At 37.4% G+C, this 25761-nt stretch carries 23 protein-coding genes, 2 pseudogenes and 2 other annotated features; of the genes and pseudogenes, 17 read left to right on the forward strand and 8 right to left on the reverse strand.

The genetic code is table 11. From position 1 onward, the window contains the following. Positions 1-12: 12 nt before the first annotated feature. Both MKY90_RS06210 and putP read right to left on the reverse strand, forming a co-directional pair. The gene (locus MKY90_RS06210) at positions 13-411 is read right to left on the reverse strand and encodes an Ig-like domain-containing protein (protein ID WP_159146350.1); all 399 of its coding nucleotides are present in this window, start codon (positions 409-411) and stop codon (positions 13-15) included. A 158-nt stretch (positions 412-569) separates the two neighbouring features. After that, positions 570-2048: a sodium/proline symporter PutP gene (gene putP, locus MKY90_RS06215; protein ID WP_002188786.1), complete on the reverse strand. Its 1479-nt coding sequence runs from the start codon at positions 2046-2048 to the stop codon at positions 570-572. Positions 2049-2355: 307 nt separating this feature from the next. Then, positions 2356-2593 (forward strand) — a binding site (T-box leader). Positions 2594-2635: 42 nt separating this feature from the next. Continuing rightward, positions 2636-2882 (forward strand) — a binding site (T-box leader). A 51-nt stretch (positions 2883-2933) separates the two neighbouring features. On the opposite strand from putP, the gene trpE reads away from it, so the two are divergent. The 10 genes from trpE (at position 2934) to MKY90_RS06265 (ending at position 12129) form a co-directional block, all read left to right on the forward strand. Then, entirely contained in the window at positions 2934-4352 is a 1419-nt protein-coding gene (gene trpE / locus MKY90_RS06220) for an anthranilate synthase component I (protein ID WP_341090808.1), read from the forward strand. Beyond that, positions 4349-4936, forward strand: coding sequence for an anthranilate synthase component II (locus MKY90_RS06225; protein WP_002086924.1), 588 nt, complete (start codon positions 4349-4351; stop codon positions 4934-4936). Before trpE ends, MKY90_RS06225 begins: the two co-directional genes overlap by 4 nt. Next, positions 4933-5958, forward strand: a complete 1026-nt coding sequence (trpD, locus tag MKY90_RS06230; RefSeq protein ID WP_002140867.1) for an anthranilate phosphoribosyltransferase — start codon at positions 4933-4935, stop codon at positions 5956-5958. Before MKY90_RS06225 ends, trpD begins: the two co-directional genes overlap by 4 nt. Position 5959: 1 nt before the next feature. Continuing rightward, a complete protein-coding gene (trpC, locus tag MKY90_RS06235) occupies positions 5960-6721 on the forward strand; it encodes an indole-3-glycerol phosphate synthase TrpC (RefSeq protein WP_016101537.1) in 762 nt (253 codons plus the stop codon). Continuing rightward, positions 6718-7332 (forward strand): phosphoribosylanthranilate isomerase, encoded by a 615-nt coding sequence (locus MKY90_RS06240; RefSeq protein WP_215552751.1) that lies wholly within the window; start codon positions 6718-6720, stop codon positions 7330-7332. The genes trpC and MKY90_RS06240 overlap by 4 nt, the downstream gene beginning before the upstream one ends. Further along, entirely contained in the window at positions 7329-8522 is a 1194-nt protein-coding gene (gene trpB, locus MKY90_RS06245; protein WP_002086917.1) for a tryptophan synthase subunit beta, read from the forward strand. Before MKY90_RS06240 ends, trpB begins: the two co-directional genes overlap by 4 nt. 3 nt (positions 8523-8525) lie before the next feature. Continuing rightward, on the forward strand, positions 8526-9302 hold the full coding sequence (trpA, locus tag MKY90_RS06250; RefSeq protein WP_002011422.1) for a tryptophan synthase subunit alpha: 777 nt from the start codon (positions 8526-8528) through the stop codon (positions 9300-9302). Positions 9303-9376: 74 nt separating this feature from the next. Continuing rightward, positions 9377-9727, forward strand: a complete 351-nt coding sequence (locus MKY90_RS06255) for a DUF4029 domain-containing protein (protein WP_002086916.1) — start codon at positions 9377-9379, stop codon at positions 9725-9727. Between the two features lie 127 nt (positions 9728-9854). After that, positions 9855-11354, forward strand: coding sequence for an L-lactate permease (locus MKY90_RS06260; RefSeq protein WP_341090812.1), 1500 nt, complete (start codon positions 9855-9857; stop codon positions 11352-11354). A gap of 82 nt (positions 11355-11436) precedes the next feature. Then, positions 11437-12129, forward strand: coding sequence for a DUF2278 family protein (locus MKY90_RS06265; RefSeq protein ID WP_215552749.1), 693 nt, complete (start codon positions 11437-11439; stop codon positions 12127-12129). Between the two features lie 14 nt (positions 12130-12143). On the opposite strand, the gene MKY90_RS06270 is transcribed toward MKY90_RS06265, so the two are convergent. Beyond that, the gene (locus tag MKY90_RS06270) at positions 12144-12977 is read right to left on the reverse strand and encodes a hypothetical protein (protein ID WP_215552748.1); all 834 of its coding nucleotides are present in this window, start codon (positions 12975-12977) and stop codon (positions 12144-12146) included. Between the two features lie 195 nt (positions 12978-13172). On the opposite strand from MKY90_RS06270, the gene MKY90_RS06275 reads away from it, so the two are divergent. From MKY90_RS06275 to MKY90_RS06290, 4 genes and pseudogenes are all read left to right on the forward strand, one after another. After that, positions 13173-13958, forward strand: a complete 786-nt coding sequence (locus tag MKY90_RS06275) for a zinc ribbon domain-containing protein (RefSeq protein WP_215552747.1) — start codon at positions 13173-13175, stop codon at positions 13956-13958. Between the two features lie 19 nt (positions 13959-13977). Next, positions 13978-14316, forward strand: a pseudogene (locus MKY90_RS06280) (zinc-ribbon domain-containing protein); the annotation flags it as partial. A 342-nt stretch (positions 14317-14658) separates the two neighbouring features. Then, positions 14659-15738: an RNA-guided endonuclease TnpB family protein gene (locus MKY90_RS06285; RefSeq protein WP_215584695.1), complete on the forward strand. Its 1080-nt coding sequence runs from the start codon at positions 14659-14661 to the stop codon at positions 15736-15738. A 150-nt stretch (positions 15739-15888) separates the two neighbouring features. Beyond that, a pseudogene (locus tag MKY90_RS06290) lies at positions 15889-16329 on the forward strand (YARHG domain-containing protein); the annotation flags it as partial. Between the two features lie 43 nt (positions 16330-16372). Here the strand turns inward: MKY90_RS06290 and MKY90_RS06295 are convergent. After that, entirely contained in the window at positions 16373-16795 is a 423-nt protein-coding gene (locus MKY90_RS06295; RefSeq protein ID WP_002188801.1) for a hypothetical protein, read from the reverse strand. 199 nt (positions 16796-16994) lie between these two features. On the opposite strand from MKY90_RS06295, the gene MKY90_RS06300 reads away from it, so the two are divergent. The 3 genes from MKY90_RS06300 to MKY90_RS06310 all read left to right on the forward strand — a co-directional run bounded on the left by MKY90_RS06300 (position 16995) and on the right by MKY90_RS06310 (position 19568). Beyond that, complete coding sequence (locus MKY90_RS06300) at positions 16995-18329, forward strand: FAD-dependent oxidoreductase (RefSeq protein ID WP_215552745.1); 1335 nt, start codon at positions 16995-16997, stop codon at positions 18327-18329. A gap of 100 nt (positions 18330-18429) precedes the next feature. Continuing rightward, on the forward strand, positions 18430-18918 hold the full coding sequence (locus MKY90_RS06305; RefSeq protein WP_002140882.1) for a GNAT family N-acetyltransferase: 489 nt from the start codon (positions 18430-18432) through the stop codon (positions 18916-18918). A gap of 239 nt (positions 18919-19157) precedes the next feature. Then, entirely contained in the window at positions 19158-19568 is a 411-nt protein-coding gene (locus MKY90_RS06310; RefSeq protein WP_002030461.1) for a DUF3908 family protein, read from the forward strand. Between the two features lie 32 nt (positions 19569-19600). Here MKY90_RS06310 and MKY90_RS06315 read toward each other — a convergent pair whose 3' ends face one another. The 4 genes from MKY90_RS06315 to MKY90_RS06330 form a co-directional block, all read right to left on the reverse strand. Continuing rightward, positions 19601-20191, reverse strand: coding sequence for a class I SAM-dependent methyltransferase (locus MKY90_RS06315; protein ID WP_215584697.1), 591 nt, complete (start codon positions 20189-20191; stop codon positions 19601-19603). A 92-nt stretch (positions 20192-20283) separates the two neighbouring features. Then, positions 20284-21846, reverse strand: a complete 1563-nt coding sequence (locus tag MKY90_RS06320) for a SagB family peptide dehydrogenase (protein WP_341090822.1) — start codon at positions 21844-21846, stop codon at positions 20284-20286. A 22-nt stretch (positions 21847-21868) separates the two neighbouring features. Next, the gene (locus MKY90_RS06325) at positions 21869-23818 is read right to left on the reverse strand and encodes a TOMM precursor leader peptide-binding protein (RefSeq protein WP_341090824.1); all 1950 of its coding nucleotides are present in this window, start codon (positions 23816-23818) and stop codon (positions 21869-21871) included. After that, the gene (locus MKY90_RS06330) at positions 23815-25734 is read right to left on the reverse strand and encodes a putative thiazole-containing bacteriocin maturation protein (protein WP_002168868.1); all 1920 of its coding nucleotides are present in this window, start codon (positions 25732-25734) and stop codon (positions 23815-23817) included. Before MKY90_RS06330 ends, MKY90_RS06325 begins: the two co-directional genes overlap by 4 nt. Positions 25735-25761 lie beyond the last annotated feature (27 nt).

Consider the following 25761-nt stretch of genomic DNA (forward strand, 5'->3'; position numbering starts at 1 on the left):
GAAGCCACTCTTTTACTTTGGATTTGTCATATAAGGTTGTACATGAATGACGCATAGGTCACGAAATTTCCCTTCAGCAGTTGTGACAATTACGACTGCTCTTCCGGCACTTTTTCCAGTAATCGTTACCGTATCACCTTTTGGATACATTGTGATAACATCAGCATTCATATTTGTCCAAATAAGTTCTGTATTCGTTGCTTGCACTGGCAAAACGGAAGCTGATAACTCAGTGCTTTGTCCAGTTCTTACTTTCAGCTTATTTTTTTTCATATGAACACCAATGACTGAAATAACAGAAGGAGCGATTGAAATTTTAGGTGGATTAGGTTGTATGTTCAAACAAGACGTAGAAGTATTTGTGATGGGTGAAAATTTTCGTGTTTGTTGTTGCTGGAAAGCTGCTAACATGTTGGAGTCCCCTTTCTGTATAAGTGCTGATACTCATACTATAAAGGAGTAGTGTTATGTTAAATTTAACGAAACATAAAGAATTTGTTAAATTTGAGAAGAAGATTGTCGAACTGTAAAAAAAGCTCTGCTGTTATCATAACAGCAGAGCTTTCTTTTTATAGATTATGACTATGTTGTTTTTCGAAATCCTCAAATTGCTCTTCAACTTCTTTTGAAGGTTGTGTTAGTAAACTAACAATTACGATTACTAGTAAACTAATAGTGAAACCAGGAATCATTTCATATAAGAATTCTTTTAAGAATTTGAACTGAGTCCAAATAATTACTGTAGCGGCACCAGAGATCATACCAGCAAGTGCGCCCCACTTCGTCATACGTTTCCAATATAAGCTTAATAAAATAGCAGGTCCGAATGAAGAACCAAATCCAGCCCAAGCGTATCCAACAAGAGCTAAAATTGTATCATTTTGTTTAAGTGCTAATGCACATCCAATTAAAGCGATAACAAGAACAGCCATACGACCGACAAATACAAGTTCTTTATCAGAAGCAGAACGTTTAAAGAATGTACGATATAAATCTTCTGTTATAGCACTCGAAGTAACGAGTAACTGAGATGAAATTGTACTCATAACCGCTGCTAAAATAGCTGCTAATAAAAATCCAGTAATAAGTGGATGGAATAAAATAGTGCCAAGTTCAACGAAAATCGTTTCTGGATCAGAAAGTTTTAAACCTGCTTTTGAATAGTACGCAATACCGATAAGGCCAGTAAACATAGCTCCGACAACAGAAAAAATCATCCAGCTCATACCAATACGTCGTGCGCTTTTAATTTCTTTTACAGAAGAAATTGCCATAAAGCGTACGATAATATGTGGTTGTCCAACATAACCAAGGCCCCATGCGAATAATGAAATAATTCCTAATACAGAAGTACCTTTAAAAATATCTAATAATGCCGGATCGATAGATTTAATTGTTTCAAATGCTGGACCAAGTCCATTTACGTGCATAATTGTTACGACTGGAACAAGAATAAGAGCGACTACCATAATGATTCCTTGCACGAAGTCTGTCCAACTTACAGCTAAAAACCCACCAAATAATGTGTAAGCTACGACAACTCCACCAACGATAAGAAGACCAACATGGTAATTGAGTCCAAATGAATTTTCGAATAATACAGCGCCAGAGACAAATCCTGAAGCTACATAAAACGTGAAAAATATCATAATAACAAGTCCAGATACTAGGCGTAGCATATGGGATTTGTCGTGGAAACGGTGTTCCAAAAATTCTGGGATAGTAATAGAGTTGTTTGCAATTTCAGAGTAGGTACGTAAGCGAGGAGCGACATAGATCCAGTTTGCGTATGCGCCTAATGTTAGGCCGATCGCAATCCAACTACTACTTAATCCAACGCTAAACATTGCACCGGGTAAGCCCATTAAAAGCCAACCACTCATATCAGCTGCTCCAGCACTTAATGCTGTTACTGCGGGGCCTAGTGTACGCCCGCCAAGCATATAATCTGTTAAGTTGGACGTTCGTTTGTAGGCGAAATAGCCGATTACTAACATCCCGAGCATGTAAATAGAGATAGAAGTTAAAGTTAACATCTGCGTACTCATGTAGTTCCCCTTCCTTTTGTCATGTCTTTTGATGCATTATGCATATTTATAATCTATCATGATTATTCTGAAAAATCCATTCGAAAATACGAATTTTCTGAAATGTAAGCGTTTTTCGACAGTGTTTTTCTTTTGTAATATATAATTTTCTGACAAAAAACCTTAATTTTAATAGAGTATTTATTATATTTACATAAAAACAGGTTGTTTTGTCAATATAATATCGGATGAAGAAAAAAATTTTTTTTTTGAAAAAAGTATTGACTTATTAGAAACGTGAGGAATATAATGAGTGCAACTTAAAAAAATGCAAGCGTTGATGAAGAAGAGTACACATGATGAACATGTCAGAGAGCTGATGGTTGGTGCGAATCAGTATGGAATTGATGTGGAATGGGCTTCGGAGCTTCCAAACCGAAACGAAAGAAGTAGGCTTTGGCGACATGATCTCATCGATATAAGAGACACGTATTATTTTTGATACGGCAAAGTGCGTTACATTCGTAACGAATTAAGGTGGCACCACGGGAGTACCCGTCCTTTCTATAGGATGAGTACTCCCTTTTTGTGTATAAAAAATTAAATAAGCTAAATCGTTTAAGTAAGAAGAGTACGTATATTTGGAGACGTTACAGAGAGCCGGGAGCAGGTGGGAGCCCGGTACGGTACCATATACCGAATGGGCTTACGAGAGGTATGCTGAACAATTTCTATTCAGTAGGCAACCCGGGTTCCGCCGTTAAAAGGATAAGGTATATATTTTGTACCTGAATAAAGCGGGATGCTTTTGCGTCCAACATGAGGTGGTACCACGGTAAATTTATCGTCCTCTACATATTTCGATATGTAGGGGACTTTTTTATTTTTCAGAGTGAGGTGAAAGGCATGATGACAAAAGAGGAATTTATGAAGCAAAAAGAACAAAGAAACACATTTTTAGTAATCGCTGAAGAAGAAGGAGATAGCATTACGCCAATTTCTTTATATAGACGTATGAAGGGAAAGAAAAAGTTTTTATTAGAAAGCTCGCAGCTTCATCAAGATAAAGGGCGCTATTCTTACTTAGGGTGTAATCCTTATGGAGAAGTGAAAAGCGTTGGTATGGAAGTCGAACGAACGATTTACGGCCAAACAGAAAAGTTGCAAGGTAACGTACTACAAGTGTTAGAGGAAGTAATCGCGTCAGCACAAGTAGACAGTCCGTTTCCGTTTTGCGGAGGAGCAGTTGGTTATATTGGCTATGATGTCATTCGGCAGTATGAAAACATTGGAGCAGATTTACACGATCCATTAAATATTCCAGAAGTACACCTTTTACTATATCGTGAGTTTACCGTTTACGATCATTTACGCCAAAAGTTGTCATTTGTATATGTATGCAGGGAAGACGATTCAGCTTCTTATGAAGAAGTATACGAAAGATTGCAAGTATACAAAGAGGAAGTGCTAAACGGAGAAGAAGAGAAGGTGAGTGAAGTAATATCATCTTTATCATTCACTTCTTCAATAACTGAAAAAGAATTTTGTGAAATGGTAGAAACAGCGAAAGAATACATTCGGGCCGGAGATATTTTCCAAGTTGTATTATCCCAGCGTTTGCAAAGTGAATGTATTGGAGATCCATTTGCATTATACCGGAAACTTCGAATTGCAAATCCATCACCATATATGTTCTATATCGATTTTCAAGATTATGTTGTACTTGGCTCTTCGCCGGAAAGTTTGTTATCAGTAAGAGAGGATAAAGTGATGACAAACCCAATTGCTGGTACGAGGCCGAGAGGGAAAACGAAGCAGGAAGATGAGGAAATCGAAAAAGAACTGTTAGGAAATGAGAAAGAGCGAGCAGAGCATATGATGCTTGTGGACCTGGGACGAAATGATATTGGCAGAGTAAGTGAAATTGGCTCTGTGACGATAGATAAATATATGAAAGTAGAAAAATACTCTCACGTTATGCACATTGTATCTGAAGTTTACGGAACATTGCGAAAACAAACAAGTGGATTTGATGCATTAGCGTATTGTTTACCAGCTGGCACAGTATCAGGTGCTCCGAAAATAAGGGCGATGGAAATTATTAATACGTTAGAGCGTGAAAAAAGAAATGTATATGCCGGAGCGGTTGGATATATTTCATTCTCAGGAAACCTTGATATGGCGCTAGCAATTCGAACGATGGTTGTAAAAGATGAGAAAGCGTACGTTCAGGCAGGAGCGGGTATCGTCTACGATTCAGACCCGGTTGCTGAATATGAAGAAACATTAAATAAAGCGAGAGCGCTTTTGGAGGTTATGAAATGATTGTACTTATTGATAATTATGATTCGTTCACATATAACTTGTATCAACTATTAGGCGAGTACGAGAAAGAAATTGTTGTCGTAAGAAATGATCAAATAACAATTGAACAATTAGAGGAGATGAAGCCGAAAGGAATTGTGCTCTCACCAGGACCTGGGAAACCAGAAGATGCTGGAATTTGTATCGATGTTATTCGTCATTTTTATAAGAACGTTCCCATCTTAGGAATTTGCCTCGGCCATCAAGCAATCATATCCGCATTTGGAGGAGAAATTGTTAGAGCAGAGCGCATTAAACACGGAAAAACATCGCGTGTGAAACATAACGGAACGTCAATCTTTTCGTACGTAACGCAGCCGTTAACAGCGATGCGTTACCATTCACTCGTCGCAGTGCAAAATAGTTTGCCGCAGTGTTTTGACATACTTGCGACAGCGATGGATGACGGAGAAATCATGGCAGTTCGTCACAACTATTATCCGCTCTTCGGATTACAGTTTCACCCAGAATCAATTGCAACAGAAGAAGGCGGAAAGTTAATACGTGCCTTTTTAGCAGAAGTGAAAGAGGAGGAGAGAGTATGAACAGTTATCTTCGAAAATTAGTAGAGGGACAACATTTAACAGAAGAAGAAATGTATGAAGCGGGACTTCTTTTATTAAGTGACAACATATTGGAAAGTGAAGTTGCAGCTTTCTTAGTATTGCTGAAAGCGAAAGGCGAAACAGCAGAAGAAATATACGGTCTCGTTCGTGCTCTTCGCGAAAAGGCATTACCGTTTTCAAATCATATAAAAGGCGCGATGGACAATTGCGGAACGGGTGGTGACGGTGCGCAAACATTCAATATTAGTACAACATCGGCATTTGTACTTGCCGGAGCTGGTGTAAAGGTTGCGAAACATGGAAACCGCGCTGTTTCTAGTAAAACAGGAAGTGCTGATTTATTAGAAGAACTCGGTGTAAACATAAGCTGTACGCCGGGTGAGATTGACTATTTATTAGAGAATGTAGGTATTGCCTTCTTATTCGCACCAGCGATGCATCCAGCATTAAGACGCATTATGAAAATAAGAAAAGAATTAAACGTTCCGACGATCTTTAACTTAATTGGACCGTTGACGAATCCGGTTAATTTAGAAACACAATTTGTCGGTATTTATAAGCGAGATATGTTATTGCCAGTAGCGGAAGTATTGCAGAAACTTGGCAGAAAACAAGCGCTCGTCGTAAACGGAAGTGGCTTTTTAGATGAAGCATCATTACAGGGAGAAAATCATGTCGTCGTTTTAAAAGATAATGAAATAGTAGAAATGAGTATTGATCCAGAAAAGTATGGTTTTTCAAGAGTGAAAAATGAAGAAATTAGAGGTGGGAATTCAAAAGAAAATGCAAAGATTACGCTCGGAGTATTAAGCGGAGAAAAGAGTGTCTATCGCGATACTGTTTTATTAAATGCAGGTCTAGCCCTTTTCGCAAATGGAAGAGCAGAAACGATTGAAGAAGGAATTACACTAGCAACGCATAGCATTGACTCTGGAAAAGCATTAGCCAAACTAAACTTATTAATTGCAGCAAGCCATGAAAAATTAGAAAGGGTGAATTAAAATGGGGACGATTTTAGACAAAATTGTAGAGCAAAAGAAAGTAGAAGTTGCGGAGTTATATGAAACATATTCACCAGTGAAAGAAAAAAGGAAAACACACTCACTTGTAAAAGCTTTAGAGCGGTTTACTGTAATTGCAGAGGTAAAGCGAGCGTCTCCATCAAAAGGCGATATTAATTTACACGTTGATGTGCCAAAACAAGTGAAAACATATGAAGAATGCGGTGCTGGAGCAGTTTCGGTTTTAACAGACGGTCAATTTTTTAAAGGGTCGTTTCACGACTTACAAACGGCAAGAGCAGAAAGTAACATTCCGCTTTTATGTAAAGATTTTATAATCGATAAAATCCAAATTGATAGAGCGTATGAAGCTGGTGCAGATCTTATTTTATTAATTGTTGCAGCATTGTCAAAAGAGAAATTAAACGAGCTTTATAACTACGTGCTAGAAAAAGGATTAGAAGCGATTGTTGAAGTTCATGATGAACAGGAATTAGAAATTGCAATCCGATTAAATCCGCACGTTATCGGTATTAACAACCGTAATTTAAAAACGTTTGAAGTAGATTTAAGCCAAACTGAAAAGCTCGGAAAACGACTGAATGAGGAAAACCTACTTTGGATTAGTGAAAGCGGCATTCATTCAAAAGAAGATATCATTCGCGTCAAACGAGCTGGTGCAAAAGGTGTATTAGTTGGAGAAGCGCTTATGACATCATCTTCTATCAGTACCTTTTTTGAAGACTGTAAGGTGAGCATATGAAAGTGAAGATTTGCGGCATCACTGATATGGAAACAGCAAAAAGAGCGTGTGAATACGGAGCAGATGCAATCGGATTTGTTTTTGCAGAAAGTAAACGGAAAATCACTCCAGGACAAGCGAAAGAAATTATTGGGGAAATTCCAGCCCACGTTTTCAAGGTAGGTGTTTTCGTAAATGAATCAGTCGAAGTGATCCAGAAAATTGCAGAGGAGTGCGGGTTAACGCATGTGCAACTACATGGGGATGAAGACAATCATCAAATTAAGAGATTGAATATTCCGTCTATAAAAGCGGTAGGAGTAACTTTAGAGAAAGATATTGAATGTGCGAAAAAATACGATACAGATTATCTGTTATTTGATAGCCCGAAAGAAAAGTTCCACGGAGGAAACGGAAAGACATTCTCATGGGAGTTACTCGCACATATGCCAAACGAGTTGCGAGAGAAAACGATATTAGCTGGCGGATTAAACATCCTTAATATAGAAGAAGCAATTCGAACCGTTCAGCCATATATGATCGATGTGAGCAGCGGAGTAGAGACAGAAGGAAAGAAAGATATAGAGAAAATAAAACAATTTATTAAAAAAGCGAAGGAGTGTTCCAAATGAACTACGCATATCCAGATGAAAAAGGTCATTACGGTATATACGGGGGGCGATACGTTCCAGAAACGTTAATGCAATCCGTATTAGAACTAGAAGAAGCATATAAAGAAGCGATGCAAGATGAAGCGTTTCAAAAGGAATTAGATCATTATTTACAAACGTATGTTGGAAGAGAAACACCGCTTTATTTTGCGGAAAATATGACGAAGTATTGCGGTGGAGCAAAGATTTATTTAAAGCGTGAAGATTTGAATCATACGGGAGCTCATAAAATTAACAATACAATTGGTCAGGCACTTCTTGCGGTAAGAATGGGTAAGAAAAAAGTTGTCGCTGAAACAGGAGCAGGACAACACGGAGTTGCAACAGCTACTGTATGTGCACTTTTCGGTTTAGAATGCGTCATCTTCATGGGAGAAGAAGATGTGAGACGACAAAAATTAAACGTGTTTCGAATGGAATTACTCGGAGCAAAAGTAGAAAGCGTTGCGGCAGGTAGCGGCACGTTGAAAGATGCGGTAAACGAGGCGCTTCGTTACTGGGTTTCACATGTACACGATACGCACTACATTATGGGATCAGTTCTCGGGCCACATCCATTCCCGCAAATTGTTCGTGATTTCCAAAGTGTAATTGGGAAAGAAACGAAAAAGCAATACGAAGCGTTAGAAGGAAAATTACCAGAAGCAGTCGTTGCTTGTATTGGCGGTGGTAGTAATGCAATGGGAATGTTTTATCCGTTCGTACACGATGAAGAAGTTGCTCTTTACGGTGTTGAAGCAGCTGGAAAAGGTGTTCACACAGAAAAGCACGCAGCCACTTTAACGAAAGGAAGTGTCGGTGTTTTACACGGATCGATGATGTACCTTCTGCAAAATGAAGAAGGGCAAATTCAAGAAGCGCACTCTATTTCGGCAGGGCTGGATTACCCAGGTGTTGGGCCAGAACATAGCTTGCTAAAAGATATTGGCCGCGTTTCTTATCATTCCATTACAGATGAAGAAGCGTTAGAAGCATTTCAATTATTAACGAAAAAAGAAGGGATTATCCCGGCATTAGAAAGTTCACATGCTGTTGCATACGCTTTAAAACTAGCGCCGCAAATGAAGAAAGACGAAGGACTTGTCATTTGTTTATCCGGCCGCGGTGATAAAGATGTAGAGAGTATAAAACGTTATATGGAAGAGGTGTAAAAAATGGGAGTAGAAAAAATTATAGCAGCGTTTGAAAATGGCAAGAAAGCATTTATTCCGTATGTAATGGGCGGAGATGGTGGACTTGAAAAGTTAAAAGAAAGAATTCGTTTTCTTGATGAAGCAGGAGCAAGCATCGTTGAAATTGGTATTCCGTTTTCAGATCCAGTCGCAGACGGTCCAACTATTCAAAGGGCAGGAAAAAGAGCATTAGATAGCGGTGTAACATTGAAAGGTATTTTTCAAGCATTAATAGAGGTGAGGCAAGAAGTTCAAATTCCATTTGTACTTATGACATATTTAAATCCAGTACTCGCATTCGGAAAGGAACGTTTCATTGAGAGCTGTCTTGAAGCAGGGGTGGACGGTATTATCGTTCCAGACTTACCGTATGAAGAACAAGACATTATTGCACCGCTCCTTCGCGTGGCGAATATCGCTTTAATTCCACTCGTTACCGTAACGAGCCCTATTGAACGAATCGAAAAAATTACGAGTGAATCACAAGGATTCGTCTACGCCGTTACAGTAGCGGGCGTAACGGGAGTACGTCAAAACTTTAAAGATGAGATTCGTAGTTACTTAGAAAAAGTAAAAGCACACGTCCACTTACCAGTAGTCGCAGGATTCGGTATTTCAACACGAGAGCAAATTGAAGAAATGATTACAATATGTGACGGCGTTGTCGTTGGAAGTAAAGTCATTGAGCTGTTAGAAAATGAAAAGCGAGAAGAAATTTGTGAGTTAATACATGCAGTAAAAGAAACAGAAGAGGCTTAAGTCTCTTCTGTTTCTTTTGTGTAATAAATGTTAAAATATACAGAAAATACTTATAACTTAGAGGGTGAGAAGGCATGCTAAGACGTAAACTATTATATCTTCTTTTAACTGTACCATTATACGCTTGGCTCATTAGCATGACGAAAATAGAGTTGATGGCTCTGTTTTTAGGATATGTATTCATCTTTTCCCAATTAAATCGAATACAAGAGCAATCTATTTTAGAAGTATGTATATTTTCGGTTAGTATAGAACTATTTAGTATCGTTTCGATTGTATTATTAAGTGAATTATTCCAATGGATCCATTCATTTGAATTAATAAAACTTGGGAATATTGTATTGCAAGTAATATGTGCTTATATTGTGTTTGTTGTACTAGAAAAAATGATTGGACAGCAGACGGTTTTTCAGGATAAAAGATAAAATATTAGTTATTCAAAAAAGGAGCCAAGTGGCTCCTTTTTTAAATCTGTTATAAAAATAATTGAAAATCATAACATCTGTTATATAATAGTTAAAAATTGCAATTTTTACGAAAAGAGATGATAGCATGGCCATATTGTTGGCACTTATCCCGATTATGATGATTTTTATTTGTTTGTTTTTGTTTAAACAAACGTCATTAAGAGCCTCACTAATCTCTTATGCCGTTTCTGTCGGAATCGTTTTACTCTCGACAACGTTTCAATTAGGGATAAGTGAAACTGTACACGCAACAATTAAAGGGTGGTTAATTTGTTTTATTGTCGGATACGTTTTATTTTTCGGTATTTTTTTATTTCACCTCATGAACAAAATGGGATACATCGATCAAGTAGCACGATTTCTAGAACAAGTCACGCGCGATCGATTATTGCAAATGCTTCTTATGTGTTTTGGTATTTGTCCACTTATTGAATCAGTGAGTGGATTCGGAATTGGTTTTATGGTAGCAGCACCTATTTTTCTTTCGCTCGGTTATAAACCGTTTCAAGCTGTGCTACTATCGTTTATCGGTTTACTTGCAAGTTCATGGGGCGCGATGGCAACGGGTACGATTATCGGTTCTCAGCTTATTAACATGCCGCTCACAACTCTTGGTACAAATACAGCATTATTAAGCATCCCGATTTTCGCATACTTTATCATCCTTTCTTTATACGTTGTCGGTGGCTGGCAGGCAGTTATAGAAAAGTGTAAGGAAGGAGTAGGATTCTTTCTATTATTTTCTCTCGGAATCTATCTTTCTAACGCATACGTAAGTGTTGAACTTGCAGGGATATTAAGTTCTATCGTTACCATTACATTTGGCTTTCTAATCATTAAATTAAAAGGAAAAAGTGAGCAAAACTTTATAACAGAACATGCTGCGGCTGTAGAGAGAGAAGTATCTATTATAAAAATTATTAGCCCTTATATATTCTTAACAGTTTGTATTTTACTTTCTCGCCTCGTTCCAGCATTACATGATTTTCTTAGGTCATATGCAGTTCTCGATTTAAAATCATATTCTTACAAACTAGAGCTACTATATTCACCAGGATTTTGGCTCGCTATGACTTGTTTATTTACAATTATTTTCTTCCGCATTCCATCAAATATTATTAAACAATCACTCTCACAAACGATAAAACAATGGATTCCTTTCGCTATTACAACGACGATGTTCATCGCCATTTCAGAACTAATGGGTGCATCTGGTATGCATTCATTACTCGCAAAAACAGCTGGTGAAACATTTGGGACATTTTTCGTTTTCGTTGCTCCTTTCATAGGCGGAATTGGCGGCTTTTTAACAGGTAGTAACGCAGGATCAAATGCGATGTTTATAAAACTACAAATGCAAACAGCGCAAAACGTAGCGCTCCCGTGGCAATACGTCACAACACTCCAAAACACCGCATCATCAGTAGCCACAATCGCTTGTCCATCACGAGTTACACTAGGCGCGTATTTATGTAATATCCCTTATCGTGAAAATGAACTATTAAAGAAGACGACGTTAATGATCTTTGGTGCGGTGTTGCTTGTAGTGGTAGAGGTTATTGTTTGGTATATGTTGAGAAAATAAGAAATCCTCCTGGGAAAGGAGGATTTTCTTTTTATATGGATAATGCCTAAAGTATGAAAAGCTTCTACTAAATGAATAGGAGATGAAATGTATGCCCCTAAAAAACTACGGCGTGTTAAAAGGTACAGTTATACAGTCAAAGATTGGAAAAGGGAACACACCTCATTATCAAGTTCATTTACAAGGCGAAGCAGAAGTAGATTATCGTATTGCAATTAACGTAAAGTCGCAAAGTTATCCGTCAGAAGTTTTATATTTTGCAAGCGAACATATTGATTCAGAAGCTATTCACATTTTACCAACATTACCGTTTGGGTTTACAGAAGTGAAAAACAATGAGCCGAAAGTAGCTTTAGATTATGTAAGAGGTAATTTATTTGATTCAAAGCAAATGATTCCTTTACCTGCTGAAAAATCGGGATCTGATAATGATTTAAATGAGAAAATAGAACATTATATAAAAAGAGCAATAGATGAGAAAGCAATTATTTATGCGTTTGGTGAAAGGTGGGGACCAGAAGAAAAGGTTCCGGATTCGTATTTCCACTTTACACCTGGAAACGGTATACACGATATTCATATGAATCAAGGGAATGTAGAGAAATGGCAAGGTGATGATGGCAAATGGCAAGACGGTGGGATATTGATTCACTTTGAGAAGAAGGAAGAGTGGATTGGTATTTTTCTTGCCTTTCAGTCACAGTCATGGGGTACGGATGAAGAAGGGCATGCTCGTGTGCCGGTTGAGCATTGTGATTATAAGAGAAATAACTGATGAGAAGAGGACGTTCACAATGAACGCCCTCTTCTCATTTTATAAAACCCAAAACTAACAAGTGTAGAAATACAAGAGAAAAGAAGCGCTACACTAGAAAACGCGATGAGATACATATTATATTTCATCATTTTACCGATTAGTTGATTACTATCGTACTGAAAAAGTCCTGCTATTATATTGAATAAAAATAATATGATAAACATGACGATGACACCGTCTATTGATCCTTTAATGTCTGGTTTACTTAAAGCGATATGTGCAGAAATACAAATAGCGATAAACAAAAATAACCAAAAAGAAGGGGTCAATAAATTGCCCATTGTAAACAAGCTTTTTAATAAAAAGAATGTTGATAAAAACATGTTTTGGATCATGTCTAAGTTAATAGAAGTCGATGCAACAGTTGTTTCGAGAGTTGTATTAAATAAAGAATATGATTCTGGTACGAAATAGCGCATTAAAAGTATTAAGGCAGTAATCCCAGAAATAATAGGACCGATGCCGATAAAGAAATTACCGATTCGTTGGTATATACTTTTTTGATTGTATTGATGTTGTACGTAACCTAAAGCTCCTTGACTTGTATCTGTCGGGAAGAACTGCGTTGCTACAATTTTATGGCGGAATAATAGACACATAATTGCATGCCCAAGTTCATGAACGGGAACACCAATCCACGCGGTTAAAAGAAAACCTTTCCTACCAAAAGCTCTCGACCAATACGTTCGTGTGAGAGATTCTAAATAACCTAATATAAATCCAATTACAATGATGACACCAATTAAAGAAAATAATTGGATCACACTTGTAAGGAGTGTTTGAAAAATCGAGTTTACAAATTCCACTGTCTTCATCCAATCTGTTTAAAATGTTAGTTGCTCTGTTTCATAATACCATTATTTTTCTATAATACTAGCACACATAGTTTCGTTTAAAAGAAGGATTTCATATTCTTTTTCTTGTAGTCATGTTTTATGTACAAAGTCATATATTGAATTTGTAACACCCTATAAGGTATATGCTTAAGGAGGGATGAGAGAATGAAATGTACGGCATGTAATACAGAAAATGCAGCGGAAGCAAGGTTTTGCGGGAATTGTGGACATTCGTTAACGGAAGAAGTGGTAGCAAGTGGTGCACAGGAAGAAGGACAGCAACAAGCGCGCGCAGCACAAGTAAAGGAAAGCCGTCCGAATGAAACGGTAGAGCAAGCGAAACAATTTGCAAGTGGCTATTTTCAGTTCTTTAAAAATGCTTTTAAATCACCATCGGCCATTATGAAAAGTGGAAATATTGAAGTGCGAAATGGAATTGTAAGTCTTGTACTTATTTGCTTTTTAGGAGCATGTATTTTTTATAGAATGATGAGCGCAGCGGCGACTGTTACGAGGACATTAGTGCCAGATATAGCTACTCCTACTTTCTTTGGAGAATCTGTAATGGTCTTTTTCTTTTTATTAATTTTAACTTTATTTGTCGGATTTATTATTTTTGTAAGTGGTAAGATGATGAAATCATCTTTTTCTTTTCTTGAAGCATTCGGTATATGGGGGACGATAGCGACGCCAGCTATTGCTATACTAGTTCTTTCTTTTCTATTTAGTTTCCTATTGATCTTTTTTTTACCAATCTTATTAGGGCTGGCTACAACATATATGGGAATTAGTATAATTGTAGCTATATTAAAACTAGACAACGGCGGAGTAGATCCTGTTTACACACTTATTATCGCAAATGTTTTAATCGGAATTGCAACGTTTATCGTGTTTTGGTCTTACATTAAAACGATAATCCAAACCTTTATCGGGGGATTAACAGGCTTCTAACGAAAAGGTGGTTGAACGGATGAATGTATGCACAAAGTGCGGGACTCATTTTGAAGACAGTGTGCAATTTTGTCAAAACTGCGGGACGAAGAGGCGGGATCCTGTAGTAAAGAAGCAGAAAATGAGCAAAGGGACAATAATTGGAATTACACTTTTAACATTTTTTATTATAGTATTGGGCGGGTTATATGCGTATGGATCTTCATATTACTCACAATCATCGCAAGTAGAGAGAATTATTACTGTTTTACAAGAGAGGAACGGGGAGAAATTAGCTGAGATCACCACGGCAGATGATCCAGCCGTTATTGTCACAAGAGAGAGTGTAACGCCTCTATTTTCATATATAAAAGAATCTATCTTACAGCCCTTTCCGAATGAGAAAGCCCATTGCCTTTAGGCATGGGATGAAAGTGAGGTTGGATACGGAGTACCACTAAAAATCGCAAGGTTCGTGGTACTTTAAGTATCCAACGTATAGGTAGTTTCTTCAAGAATTTTTGTTGTAATTTTCTGAGAATAAATGATATATTGTAACGAGAATAAATGATTATAGAAGAACGGTTCAAAGTGTTTGAAAGAAAAATCTTCTCGTCTCATGCAGTTGCAAAGTTTATGGACACGTTCTCATTTTGTTTCTATTGCTAGAAATGTATTAAATGAATGATGCTGAAAATCAAAAAACAAGGGGATGAAACGTATGTCACAGACCCTAACAGTGAAAGTGAAATTGATTCCAACAAAAGGACAAATCTGTTTATTAGAACAAAGTAGCCAAGAATATATCAAAGTCATAAATACACTTGTATCAGAAATGGTTGAAGCAAAGAAAAGTACGAAAAAAAGCACAAAAGATATCGAAGCAAATATCCCAAGTGCGGTGAAGAATCAAGCAATCAAAGACGCGAAAAGTTTGTTTGCTACAAAAGTAAAGAAAAGCAATTATAAAATCATTCCGATTTTAAAGAGGCCTGTTTGTATATGGAACAATCAAAATTATTCGTTTGACGCCACTCATATTTCAATCCCGTTTAAGGTAAATGGAAAGTCCACTCGTTTAAAGGTCCGAGCTTTATTAATCGATAAAAACAATCGCAATTTGGATTTGCTAAAACATAAGTTAGGTACACTTCGCATCACAAAGAAATCGAATAAGTGGATTGCCCAAATATCTGTCATGGTTCCTACAAATGAAAGAGCAGGGACGAAAATTTTAGGAGTAGACCTAGGTCTCAAAGTCCCTGCGGTAGCGATCACAGATGATGACAAGGTTCGTTTCTTTGGGAATGGTAGGCAAAACAAATATAGGAAGCGCAAGTTTCGTAGTGTTCGTAAGAAGTTAGGAAAAGACAAAAAAGTGAATGCAATTCGGCGATTTGATGATAAAGAACAAAGATGGATGCAAGAAAAAGATCACAAAATAAGTCGTGAAATCATTGATTTTGCGATCGCTAATCATATTTCTGTCATTCGATTAGAACAACTAACGAATATAAGACAGACGGCAAGAACAAGCCGTAAAAACGAAAAAAACCTACACACTTGGTCATTCTATCGTTTATCGCGATTTATTGCATACAAAGCAGCATTAGTTGGTATTCAGGTTGAATATGTGAATCCGGCTTATACAAGTCAAAGCTGTCCGAAATGTGCTGAAAAGAATAAGGCACAAGACAGAAAATACAAGTGTCCATGTAGGTTTGAGACACATCGTGATATCGTTGGGGCGATGAATATTCGCTACGCAACTGTGATTGATGGTAACAGTCAATCAGCCTAAGCACCTATATGGTCTGGTTTAGGAGGGGCAATGAGATGCCCTCATCTTGAAGATTGTTCAAAACAGAAATGGACTGCGAACGTTTAGTCATTCAAGAATCCCACCCGTAACTCCGTAAGGATTCGGGCTTGCGACTTTAGTCGTGGGAGTCTCAAGTGGGGACCGATAGCGACCGATGGAAGTGCGGCGATTTATTTAGAACGAAATGGAGAAAACGGAAGGGAAACGACAAAGGTAGAAACGGTAACGGCACTTTCGGCTTATAATCTTCCATTTCAAAAGAAAAGTGTAGAAAAAACAGTTGTTTACAATGTTACTCCACCGCCTACGACTCATTATGTATATAATGGTTTCATCTTCCCTGATAGTGATATTCGAAAATTAACGAGTACGGACTTGACATATTTATCGAAAGAACAATTGAAAATAGCAAGAAATGAAATATACGCAAGACATGGACATATGTTTCAAACGAAAGATATGCAAGCGTATTTTTCAAAACAGTCTTGGTATAGAGAAAATCCGTATTTTACAGAAAAGCTAACAGATATTGAAACTTATAATGTTGAATTGATCAAATCAAGAGAATAAACACGTGAAAAAGGTACAGTGCATAGCTGTACCTTTTCTATGGTTATTTAGCTGGACCAGGATCCCTTGAGAAAAAGATATGAAAGAGGAATGTGACTTTGCTTGCTCCTCCTGATGTACTTGCTTGCACATCAGATAATGCACTAGATGTTAAAACACCTTCAGAACGAGGGGGTACGACTATTTTGAGAGTATCATCTTTTTCTGATGATGCAGTAACTGTTATTGTATCATCAGATAAGTTTACAATTTTAACAGTACCAATTGGTAAGATGGACTTGCCAGCGTGTGATGCTGAAGAGAAGCGAGAGCCTTTCCAAATCGTTTGTGCGAAAGTCTCATCATTAGATAACCAAGCACGAGCGCTGTATAATGTTACGTTAATAGAAAATTCTTGATCAAGTGGCATGGCGGCTTTCGGTTCTTGCGGTTCCTCTGGAGTTTGAGCGAGAAGGCCGGCGCACATGTATATTTCACCTACTTTCCATAGTTGCTGTTATAGCATATTAAACATCTTGTTTATAAGACACGACGGATACCTATTCATGCATAGGTTTGTGCACCAAATTTGTAGATAGAATTCTCTTTCTTTACAATGGAAGTAGGTGTTATTTCTATAAAATATGGAAATCGTAAAGAGTATGTAAAAAAGAAGGAGTGGTAAAGTGAACTATGTCATTATTGGCGGAGATGCAGCAGGTATGAGTGCAGCAATGCAAATTGTTAGAAACGATGAAACTGCAAATGTTGTAACGTTAGAAAAAGGTGAAATCTATTCATATGCTCAGTGCGGATTACCGTATGTGATTAGTGGTGTTATTGCTTCTACTGAAAAGTTAATTGCCCGCGATGTAAAGACGTTTCGTGATAAATATGGAATTGATGCGAAAGTACGTCATGAAGTAACGAAAGTAGATACGGAACAGAAAATGGTGTACGCAGAGCATACGGAGACGAAAGATGTTTTTGAATTTCCGTATGACCGTTTATTAATTGCGACTGGAGTGCGTCCAGTTATGCCAGAATGGGAAGGGCGAGATTTGCAAGGCGTTCATCTTTTAAAAACAATTCCGGATGCTGAGCGCATATTAAAAACGCTAGAAACGAATAAAGTTGAGGCTGTAACTATTATTGGCGGCGGTGCAATTGGACTAGAGATGGCAGAAACATTCGTCGAACTTGGTAAGAAAGTAAGAATGATTGAGCGAAACGATCATATCGGTACGATTTATGATGCAGATATGGCTGAATATATACATAAAGAAGCAGATAAACACAATATTGAAATTTTAACGAATGAAAATGTGAAAGCATTTAAAGGAAAAGAAAGAGTGGAACAAATTGAAACAGATAAAGGTACGTATAAAACAGATCTCGTTTTAGTATCTGTCGGTGTACAGTCAAATACTGATTTTCTTGAGGGGACAAATATACGTAAAAACCATAAAGGTGCAATTGAAGTAAATGCTTATATGCAAACGAATGTACAAGACGTATACGCTGCTGGTGATTGTGCAACGCATTACCATGTTATAAAGGAAACTCATGACCATATCCCGCTCGGAACGACTGCGAATAAACAAGGGCGACTTGCCGGACTCAATATGGTTGATAAACGAAGAGCATTTAAAGGTACGTTAGGTACGGGCATTATTAAATTTATGAATCTGACGCTCGCAAGAACAGGCTTAAATGAAAAAGAAGCGAAAGGGCTAAACATCCCGTATAAGACGGTCAAAGTAGATTCAACAAATATGGCAGGCTATTACCCGAGTGCTTCGCCACTTCACTTGAAATTACTATATCACGCCGATACGAAACAATTATTAGGCGGTCAAGTAATTGGAGAAGAGGGCGTAGATAAACGTATTGATGTTATCGCGATGGCACTTTTCAATAAAATGAGTATTCACGATTTAGAAGATGTCGACTTAAGTTACGCACCACCATATAACAGCGTTTGGGATCCAATTCAACAAGCAGCAAGGAGAGCGGAATAGCACTTTTTAAGTGCTATTTTTTTTGCAAAGGTAGGTAAACTTTTTTAGCGAATAATAAAGAGGGAGAAACAGTTACATATAGGGAAGGGGATTATTAAAAATGTTTGTAACACTTCAAACAGTTCAAGAATCAGAAAAAGAAATATTACGTAATTTGTACGCACTATATCTTCATGACCTCTCTACATTCACTCCTAATATAAAGATTGGGGCAAATGGATTTTTTGAATACGAAGATTTGCATATGTTTTGGGTAAATGATGGAATCACTCCGTATTTTATTAAAAGTGATACTGATATCGTAGGATTTTTATTACTATTGGAACGCCCGTTTTTGAAGAAGGAAAACGACTTTGGTATAAATGACATTTTCATATTGAATCAGTACAAAGGAAAAGGAATCGGTAAACAAGTTATTGAGAATGTATTAAAAGAGAAAAGAGGGCAATATTTCGTTATCGAACTTGTGAAAAATATACCAGCAGTTTCTTTTTGGAAGAAAGTATATAGGGAGCTAAACATCGAATTTGATGAGAAAACACAGTTAATCGATGATGAAGAATGTCTCGTTCAAACGTTTAAAATATAATAAAATCGGTGCCCCTAGTAGATTACTTTGAAATTTAACTTTATCCCGCTATTTGCGGGCAGTAAGAGCCCGATTAGTGAGGGCTGATAATCAGTGGGGGATGAAGAAAACCTCCACTAATTAAAGTTTCACTTTATTTCGAATATACCGTTCACCCTTGAAAACATAGTATGTATCGCTTATATTGTCATATAGTATTTATTTTTTAATAAAGCAATGAACGAACCAGGGGGCACAGTATGGCAATTAACATGAATACAATCGAAGAATGGATTGCTGAATCAAATGCAAGAAACGAAGAAGACTTAGGAAACGTTGTTGAAGAGATGAAAGAAGTATGTGTCGGACTTGATAACGCGACATTAATTTATACGAAAAACGTATTTTGTTTCGGTAAGAAAGTAGAAGTATTCTTCTTCTTCCAAGATCACGTCGTTATCGGAGAAGAGAAGGAAGAGTATATTGAGATTGAAAAATTAAAGTATGATGACATTACAAATAGCAACTTAAAAACAAATGACAAAAATACAACGTTAGAACTAAAGTTTTCTAACGGGAAAGCTATTAATTTAGATAGTCTAAATGATAACTACGGTACGAAAAACTGGTTATTTGCAAGACAAATTAAGAGTATTTTTAAAGTAATCTAGTAAAAAAGGCAGACCTTGAAAGGTCTGCTTTTTTACTTATTTCCTATTAAACAAAGGCATCCTCTTTCTTCGTAACATTTCACGTTTGTAAATCCCGTCTTATAAAAAAGGTTTACTAATTCTTCGGTCGTCTTAAATTTATCCATATGATATTGGATTTTGAAAGTTTCAGCAACTAGTAAAAAGGATCCATTCGGTTTTAAGACGCGAAATACTTCTTTCATATCATTCTCAACATCAGGCCAAAAGTAGTGGGTTTGAAAAGCGGTAATGAGATCAAAGAAGTCCGGATGATATGGAATAGAGGAGACGCTTGCTTGATGAATAATTACTTTCGCTGCTTTGACATCCTTCATATTTGCTTTCTTTGAGTTTTCAACAGCTTGATTGGAGTAGTCGATCCCGTATATTTTCCCAAGCGGAGTTCGGTTTGAAAGAGTCTGTATGGTTTTACCACCCCCACAACCAATATCTAAAATAACTGCATTTTCACGTATATGTATTTTTTGTAAAGCCCAATTTGTTAGTCTCGTATGCGCAGCATTCATAATGCAAAGCATAGAGGAACCAATTGTCCCGTGAGGATTTTTCGCTTGCTCGATTAACCTTTGTAAAATACTCAATTCAAACTCTCCTTTTATATAAGAATATGTATTTATTTCGCTTTTAATAATTTAACTCCTTTAAAAAAAGCACGCCATTAATCGGCGTGCTTCTAATTATGCAAGGACCCTTTTAGCCAATTTCGCGCCCTGTAAGCCCCAACCGGAATTTGAATGAGTGAAGTTTCATTTCCGGTATCAATCCCGTACAATTGATCACATGAATTTGTATCAAAACTAAGTAAAGGGTGCCCGCCCATCCCCATAGCTGTCGCAGCTAAAACGAGTTTATGAACGAGCATGCCAGCTTCCATTTGATGAATTCGATATCCTCTATAACCTAATTTATTTTTATAGTAATCTTTATTTCCGATTACATGTAGACAAAGTGGTACTTGAAAAAGATTTACGTTATCCATCGTCATACTGGATTGCAGAGAATAACGAAGGTCTCCATGCCGTATTGGCTGTATGGAATGTGTCCTACTGTTATAAGCGTAAGCGCCGTTTTCTATGTCTTTTACGTTATAAAAACATCCATATAGTGAGACTCGTGCGTTTTCATTTAAATATTTGCCATCAAGGTCGTTGTAATAAGGGAAGGAGAGGCTCGCTTCTTGTAGTAGAGTAGCGAGCTCGGCTGCATCCCATTTCGTTAAAATGAAGTCAGAATCAGGTGAATATCGTTTTTTACAAAGTTGTAAAAAATCGTATGATAAACGTTCCACTTTAGGTAGCTGCATAGCGTGTGCACTATATTGTTGTCGTTCTTCACAGGTAAATGTTTGGAAGTGTTCTGTTGATTCAATCATAGAAGCCGCATTTATTTTTTTTATCATAGGATATTCATCTACATATTTTGAGCGAACGAAATGCTCATGTGTTAACGGCGGGATTTGCTGCAACAAGTCATGAGAAGTAACGGTTTTATTTTTACGATGATCATCATGAAACCAATCTGTATTCGGTTCTGTACTTAAAGGAATAACAGCATACACACTTTCTTCACCTTCTGACAGTCCAAGTAAATGATTCATTGCCCGATCTAGAAACTGAAAATATACACCATTTGTATAACCAAATTGTTTTGCGCATTCAAGTAATTGACCGATGAGAACACCGCTATCTAATCCTTGAAGACGATACGAAAAGTTATTGTATTTAAAGAAGTTTTTCCAAAACATAGTGGATACAAATGCAGCACCAAAACAAGAATGTACGTTACAACGATTGCCGAGTGCTTCTGTAAGATAAGAATCGAAATTTCCTTCGCGAAGTAAGATAAGACGGTGATGCGCGGCGTCGTAATGGTAAATGCCGTCTGGATAATGATCAATTTTTAAATACATATATAATTCATTTGGATATAAAGCACCCCCAGAAGGGATGAATCTTCGAAATAGAGTCGTTGTTTTATTATTTTCTAGGTTAGTAGCAGGCTGACATAATTGTGTTAAACCAAATGAGTACCAAAGATAATGACCGATTTCCTCTAAGTTAGGTTTAGTAGAAGAATTCCGCAAAGTTAATGGGATTTCTAAAGAGAGAGGGATGACTGGTAAATTTCGATATAATTTATAAGGAAGTGGTGCGTCTTCCCAGTCAATCTCTTTATCGGACGACATAATTTCATTAATAGAAAAATGGAGATGATGTAAAAAAGTATCAGGTTGCATCAAATTTCCCCCTCACTATGAATTATGGAAACGGATGCGGATGTGGATTTAAACTTTCATTCGTTAAAGGCTCAGCCCAATATCCAAGTGTCATCGGTACGGTATACACTCTATCCAGTCCTGTAACCCGAGTGAGATGGTGACCGAACGTCATCGGTAACATGCCTGGAATAATTACTTTTACACAATGTAAGCCGTTCTTTTTTATAAGGGGGACCGTTTGATCTACAACAATTACTTCAAGTCCAGATTGATGTAACCTGTTTAAAAGTTGATGAAGATCAGATGTTAAATCCATATCAAATGATTGTAATGCATTCATTTCTTGGAACGTTTGCACTGGAGCATCCTCACGTAAAAGGAAGTGAAGACGTTCTTCCGCTTCTTTCAATCCGTACAACATACTATGGTCTTCCATTTGCGAAACAAGATATGGATCTTGTAAACAGTTTTCATATTTCTCTCTTTTTTGTTCAAGCTCTTCATCTGTTATAAGTAACATGCCCGCTATTTCATGAATTGCATTTTTTACAGCTCGAATTGGTTCCATATGTGCGCCGCCAGCACAGACGAGATTCATACCATCTTGCCTTGTATTTTTCGCAATGACCCATATGCTCGGAATACCATGTTCCATCGTCGCGTTGAAAACGTATAATTCATATCCAGTAATTGTGCGTAAGCGTTCCAACATTAGTTGCAATTCAGTATCATTGGCTGAACTAAGATCGAGACGGGGAAGAGGTAATTCGGCATACCAAGTGAGCAAAAAGGCGTCACGCTCTACAATTTCTAAAATGCCGTGAAAAATTGCTTCTTCTAAACTACCACCAATGGCACATCCATTTGATGTTTCATACACGAAAGCATCTCTATGACCAAGGCTATAATAAGCGATTGATTCTGGAACTAGAAGTGGTCGGTTTTGTAATAAAGAATATCCCCATACCCAGTTTTGCTCATAATCAGGATCAAACGGCTTAAATGGAAAACTATCACGATTGTAATGTTCATTTGTATGCACACCAAGTGTGAGGGGATTCAGTGCAATATCTTCTAGCTCACGAAAACTGCCATGTACATTTGTTTTTTTTCCACGAGGCGACATACCGCAATAGCGTTCTAAACCTTCTAAAATAGCGGTTGCTTTACTAAGTGAAAATGAATGAGTCCGGCCCGCGACACCTTCATTTCCAAACAGTAACGGCATGTTTATAATGACATCAGCAAACGGTAATAGAGAATGTTGCATTTTACCGTTCAAAATACCAGTCCGGTAATCTAAATAGTCTCTCGTTAAAAATGTGTTTAGCTCATGAATGGAACGACAGCGATACGTTTCAGTACTCGTTTTCAAACTTGGTTGTAAAGAAATTTGCGCTGCATCTGCTGTATCGTCAGGCAAATTTCTGCATATCGGACAGAGAGGGTCTGGAAGAAACGAATTCCGGGTACATTGTAACGTTTGTAAGTCCAGTAAAATGAGTTCGTTTTCTAAAGAAGAATATCCATGAGCTAATATTTTCTCTGTTTCAACATGAATGAGCTGGCACATTTGTAACATTCCATTTTGGGTGGCGCGTACATCACGCCTCGTCACGTTCTCTGCTTTTAATGCATATTTTCGTTGTAGTTCCCACATTTCTTTTTGATCAAAGCCAGCTATAAACCGGCGTCCATCAGCGCAGTGGGAACATCCAGTTGTAAGAGGCTTCACGTAAGGACCGATAATACCTTCACCAAACGAAGTAAACGCGCGAAGCCACGGAATATTATTTGAGCGAAAGATAAGCTCAGCATCACGATGTACGGAAGAAGGAGACCCGTCATGTAAAACGAGAGCAAGATGAATGTTTTCAGGGAGAGCTTCTGTAATTGTATGCTGGCGGATGAGTGAATATTGCTTACACAATTGCTCATGTACATAGTCTGTGAGTAGGCCATCTCCTATAAGTAGTATGTTTTGAGTCATTGGTCATCCTCCTTTGCAATTAATACCCCATATACACCGTCTAAGTTGTCTCTTAAAAATGACTCAATAGCTAAATCAAAAACGAATGGATACAAGTTGTTTTCCGTTAAATTTTGCAAAGCAACTTGTAAAGACTGTACGCCTGGAATTTCTTCCTCTTCTTGTATTGCTACTCTAACAGGATCCGTACTATATAAAACAATGGATGATTCCGGTAACATATTAGCTTTATAAGGAATCTCTTCATTTTGAATATGAAGGAGTGCTTGTTGCAGAGCATTTCTTAATGCGAGTGTTATATTAATATTTGCCGCACCATACCATCTATCATTAATACCGATCCAAACGACAGGAAAACCAAGTAACTCCTCACTCATTCCTACTTTAGGTATTTCATGAATTGTAGAGAGAGCATCGTAGTAAAACCTACAATGTTTATCATGAATTTCGGTTAAATAAAGCTCTGTAATCTCTTCTAGCATATGTGATTGGCGTTCATATAACTTATTATTTAAATGTTTTTGGAGTGCTCGGTATACACCTTCTGTCATCGTTTCCCCAGCACCAATACCGATATCAGTATGTTCGGGGATAAGACGATGAATCATTTCAGCTACATATGTTTCAACTCCTGTTAAACCAGCTTCGCGGCGTGCTTCATTATGAGTTAATCCACCGCAAGTTATAGTAGGAAGGGGAGAGGTAGGTCCGTCTGATAATGGATTTGCAACTTGAATATTGCACTGTGATAAAGGCAATTGGTGTAAATCTTGTTCATCCCACATGTGGAATATACCAGCTTCTTTAGAAGTTAACGTATCAAAAAAACGAAAAAGTTCAGTTGAAGTATATTGTCCGGAACGTTGGGCAAGGTTTTCTTGAAGATTTTGCACCGTATCAATTGTAAAGATTTCATCGGTTGCGAGAAGATGTTTTATGAAAGGGTGCCACTTTCCTTCAAGTGTTTCCAAGTTTAATAAAAAGAATTGAGGATTATGCTGCCTATGTGAACCTTCAGCGACATGTTTAAATAACTCAAAAACGATAACATTTGCTAACATTGCAGATGCAATTGGTGAGAAAAGTTCAGGTGGATTTTCACTTTGTAAAGTAGTTTCGTGTAGACGATGCCAAGCTGATTCCCAGCATTCTTCACGGTCTGCGGTTACGACGGGTCCAGCTAAACCAATTCTTGATAAGCAAATAGCTGGTATGAAATTTTTCTTAAACTCTCTACAAATAGTATGGATTGCTCTTAAACTTTCAATATCTCCATTTTGGGAAACGTATAAAATCCAGTCGAAAGGCTCGAATACTTCATGTAAAGGGCGATCAATTGTAATATCTATTTCTTGAATAAGTACATTGTCATCATTTGCATATGCACGTTCGCTTAGTTCGTGAATTCGATCGTAGTTTGTTTCAGCACGATCTGTAACAAGATAATGGAATGTAGGTAAACCAGATTCTAATAAAGAAGAAACTAGGGAAGTAAGCATATCGCCAGAACCAATTATAAGCACATTTGCTGCGCGGTACGTTTCGAATTTTAAAGCGCCTGAATGGGAATCAGCTTCTAAAAACTCAATTTGCGAAGCGTATCTGTCGAGTAATGCACTGTTTAATTCGTGGGGAGCATCTTGGCTTACATCACGAATGAAACCATTTTCATATAAAATCTCTCCAATTTCAAATACACGATTTTGATAGGGGAGAGGGAGACCATCGGTTATTTCTGTCAAAGAATGATTACCGTTAAACATAGGCATTAATTTCTCAATCCAGTCATAAATTCCATCACCATCCATACGGAATGAACTGGAGTTATTTCGAAAGTAAACACCCCCGTTTGAATCGGGGAGGAAGAAAGTATCCTTATTTGCTTTAAGTTTTGCATGAACTGGAAGGTTATTCATGTTTATCCCCCTTACGTTTTAGGCATA

The organism is Bacillus sp. FSL P2-0099 (genome assembly GCF_038007445.1).
Classification (GTDB): domain Bacteria; phylum Bacillota; class Bacilli; order Bacillales; family Bacillaceae_G; genus Bacillus_A; species Bacillus_A mycoides.

What these genes read in the sequence shown, in the direction of transcription:
- MKY90_RS06210 (WP_159146350.1), bottom strand. Translation starts at nt 411, where the DNA reads ATGTTAGCAGCTTTCCAGCAACAACAAACACGAAAATTTTCACCCATC.
- putP (WP_002188786.1), bottom strand. Translation starts at nt 2,048, where the DNA reads ATGAGTACGCAGATGTTAACTTTAACTTCTATCTCTATTTACATGCTC.
- trpE (WP_341090808.1), top strand. Translation starts at nt 2,934, where the DNA reads ATGATGACAAAAGAGGAATTTATGAAGCAAAAAGAACAAAGAAACACA.
- MKY90_RS06225 (WP_002086924.1), top strand. Translation starts at nt 4,349, where the DNA reads ATGATTGTACTTATTGATAATTATGATTCGTTCACATATAACTTGTAT.
- trpD (WP_002140867.1), top strand. Translation starts at nt 4,933, where the DNA reads ATGAACAGTTATCTTCGAAAATTAGTAGAGGGACAACATTTAACAGAA.
- trpC (WP_016101537.1), top strand. Translation starts at nt 5,960, where the DNA reads ATGGGGACGATTTTAGACAAAATTGTAGAGCAAAAGAAAGTAGAAGTT.
- MKY90_RS06240 (WP_215552751.1), top strand. Translation starts at nt 6,718, where the DNA reads ATGAAAGTGAAGATTTGCGGCATCACTGATATGGAAACAGCAAAAAGA.
- trpB (WP_002086917.1), top strand. Translation starts at nt 7,329, where the DNA reads ATGAACTACGCATATCCAGATGAAAAAGGTCATTACGGTATATACGGG.
- trpA (WP_002011422.1), top strand. Translation starts at nt 8,526, where the DNA reads ATGGGAGTAGAAAAAATTATAGCAGCGTTTGAAAATGGCAAGAAAGCA.
- MKY90_RS06255 (WP_002086916.1), top strand. Translation starts at nt 9,377, where the DNA reads ATGCTAAGACGTAAACTATTATATCTTCTTTTAACTGTACCATTATAC.
- MKY90_RS06260 (WP_341090812.1), top strand. Translation starts at nt 9,855, where the DNA reads ATGGCCATATTGTTGGCACTTATCCCGATTATGATGATTTTTATTTGT.
- MKY90_RS06265 (WP_215552749.1), top strand. Translation starts at nt 11,437, where the DNA reads ATGAAATGTATGCCCCTAAAAAACTACGGCGTGTTAAAAGGTACAGTT.
- MKY90_RS06275 (WP_215552747.1), top strand. Translation starts at nt 13,173, where the DNA reads ATGAAATGTACGGCATGTAATACAGAAAATGCAGCGGAAGCAAGGTTT.
- MKY90_RS06285 (WP_215584695.1), top strand. Translation starts at nt 14,659, where the DNA reads ATGTCACAGACCCTAACAGTGAAAGTGAAATTGATTCCAACAAAAGGA.
- MKY90_RS06295 (WP_002188801.1), bottom strand. Translation starts at nt 16,795, where the DNA reads ATGTGCGCCGGCCTTCTCGCTCAAACTCCAGAGGAACCGCAAGAACCG.
- MKY90_RS06305 (WP_002140882.1), top strand. Translation starts at nt 18,430, where the DNA reads ATGTTTGTAACACTTCAAACAGTTCAAGAATCAGAAAAAGAAATATTA.
- MKY90_RS06310 (WP_002030461.1), top strand. Translation starts at nt 19,158, where the DNA reads ATGGCAATTAACATGAATACAATCGAAGAATGGATTGCTGAATCAAAT.
- MKY90_RS06320 (WP_341090822.1), bottom strand. Translation starts at nt 21,846, where the DNA reads ATGCAACCTGATACTTTTTTACATCATCTCCATTTTTCTATTAATGAA.
- MKY90_RS06325 (WP_341090824.1), bottom strand. Translation starts at nt 23,818, where the DNA reads ATGACTCAAAACATACTACTTATAGGAGATGGCCTACTCACAGACTAT.
- MKY90_RS06330 (WP_002168868.1), bottom strand. Translation starts at nt 25,734, where the DNA reads ATGAATAACCTTCCAGTTCATGCAAAACTTAAAGCAAATAAGGATACT.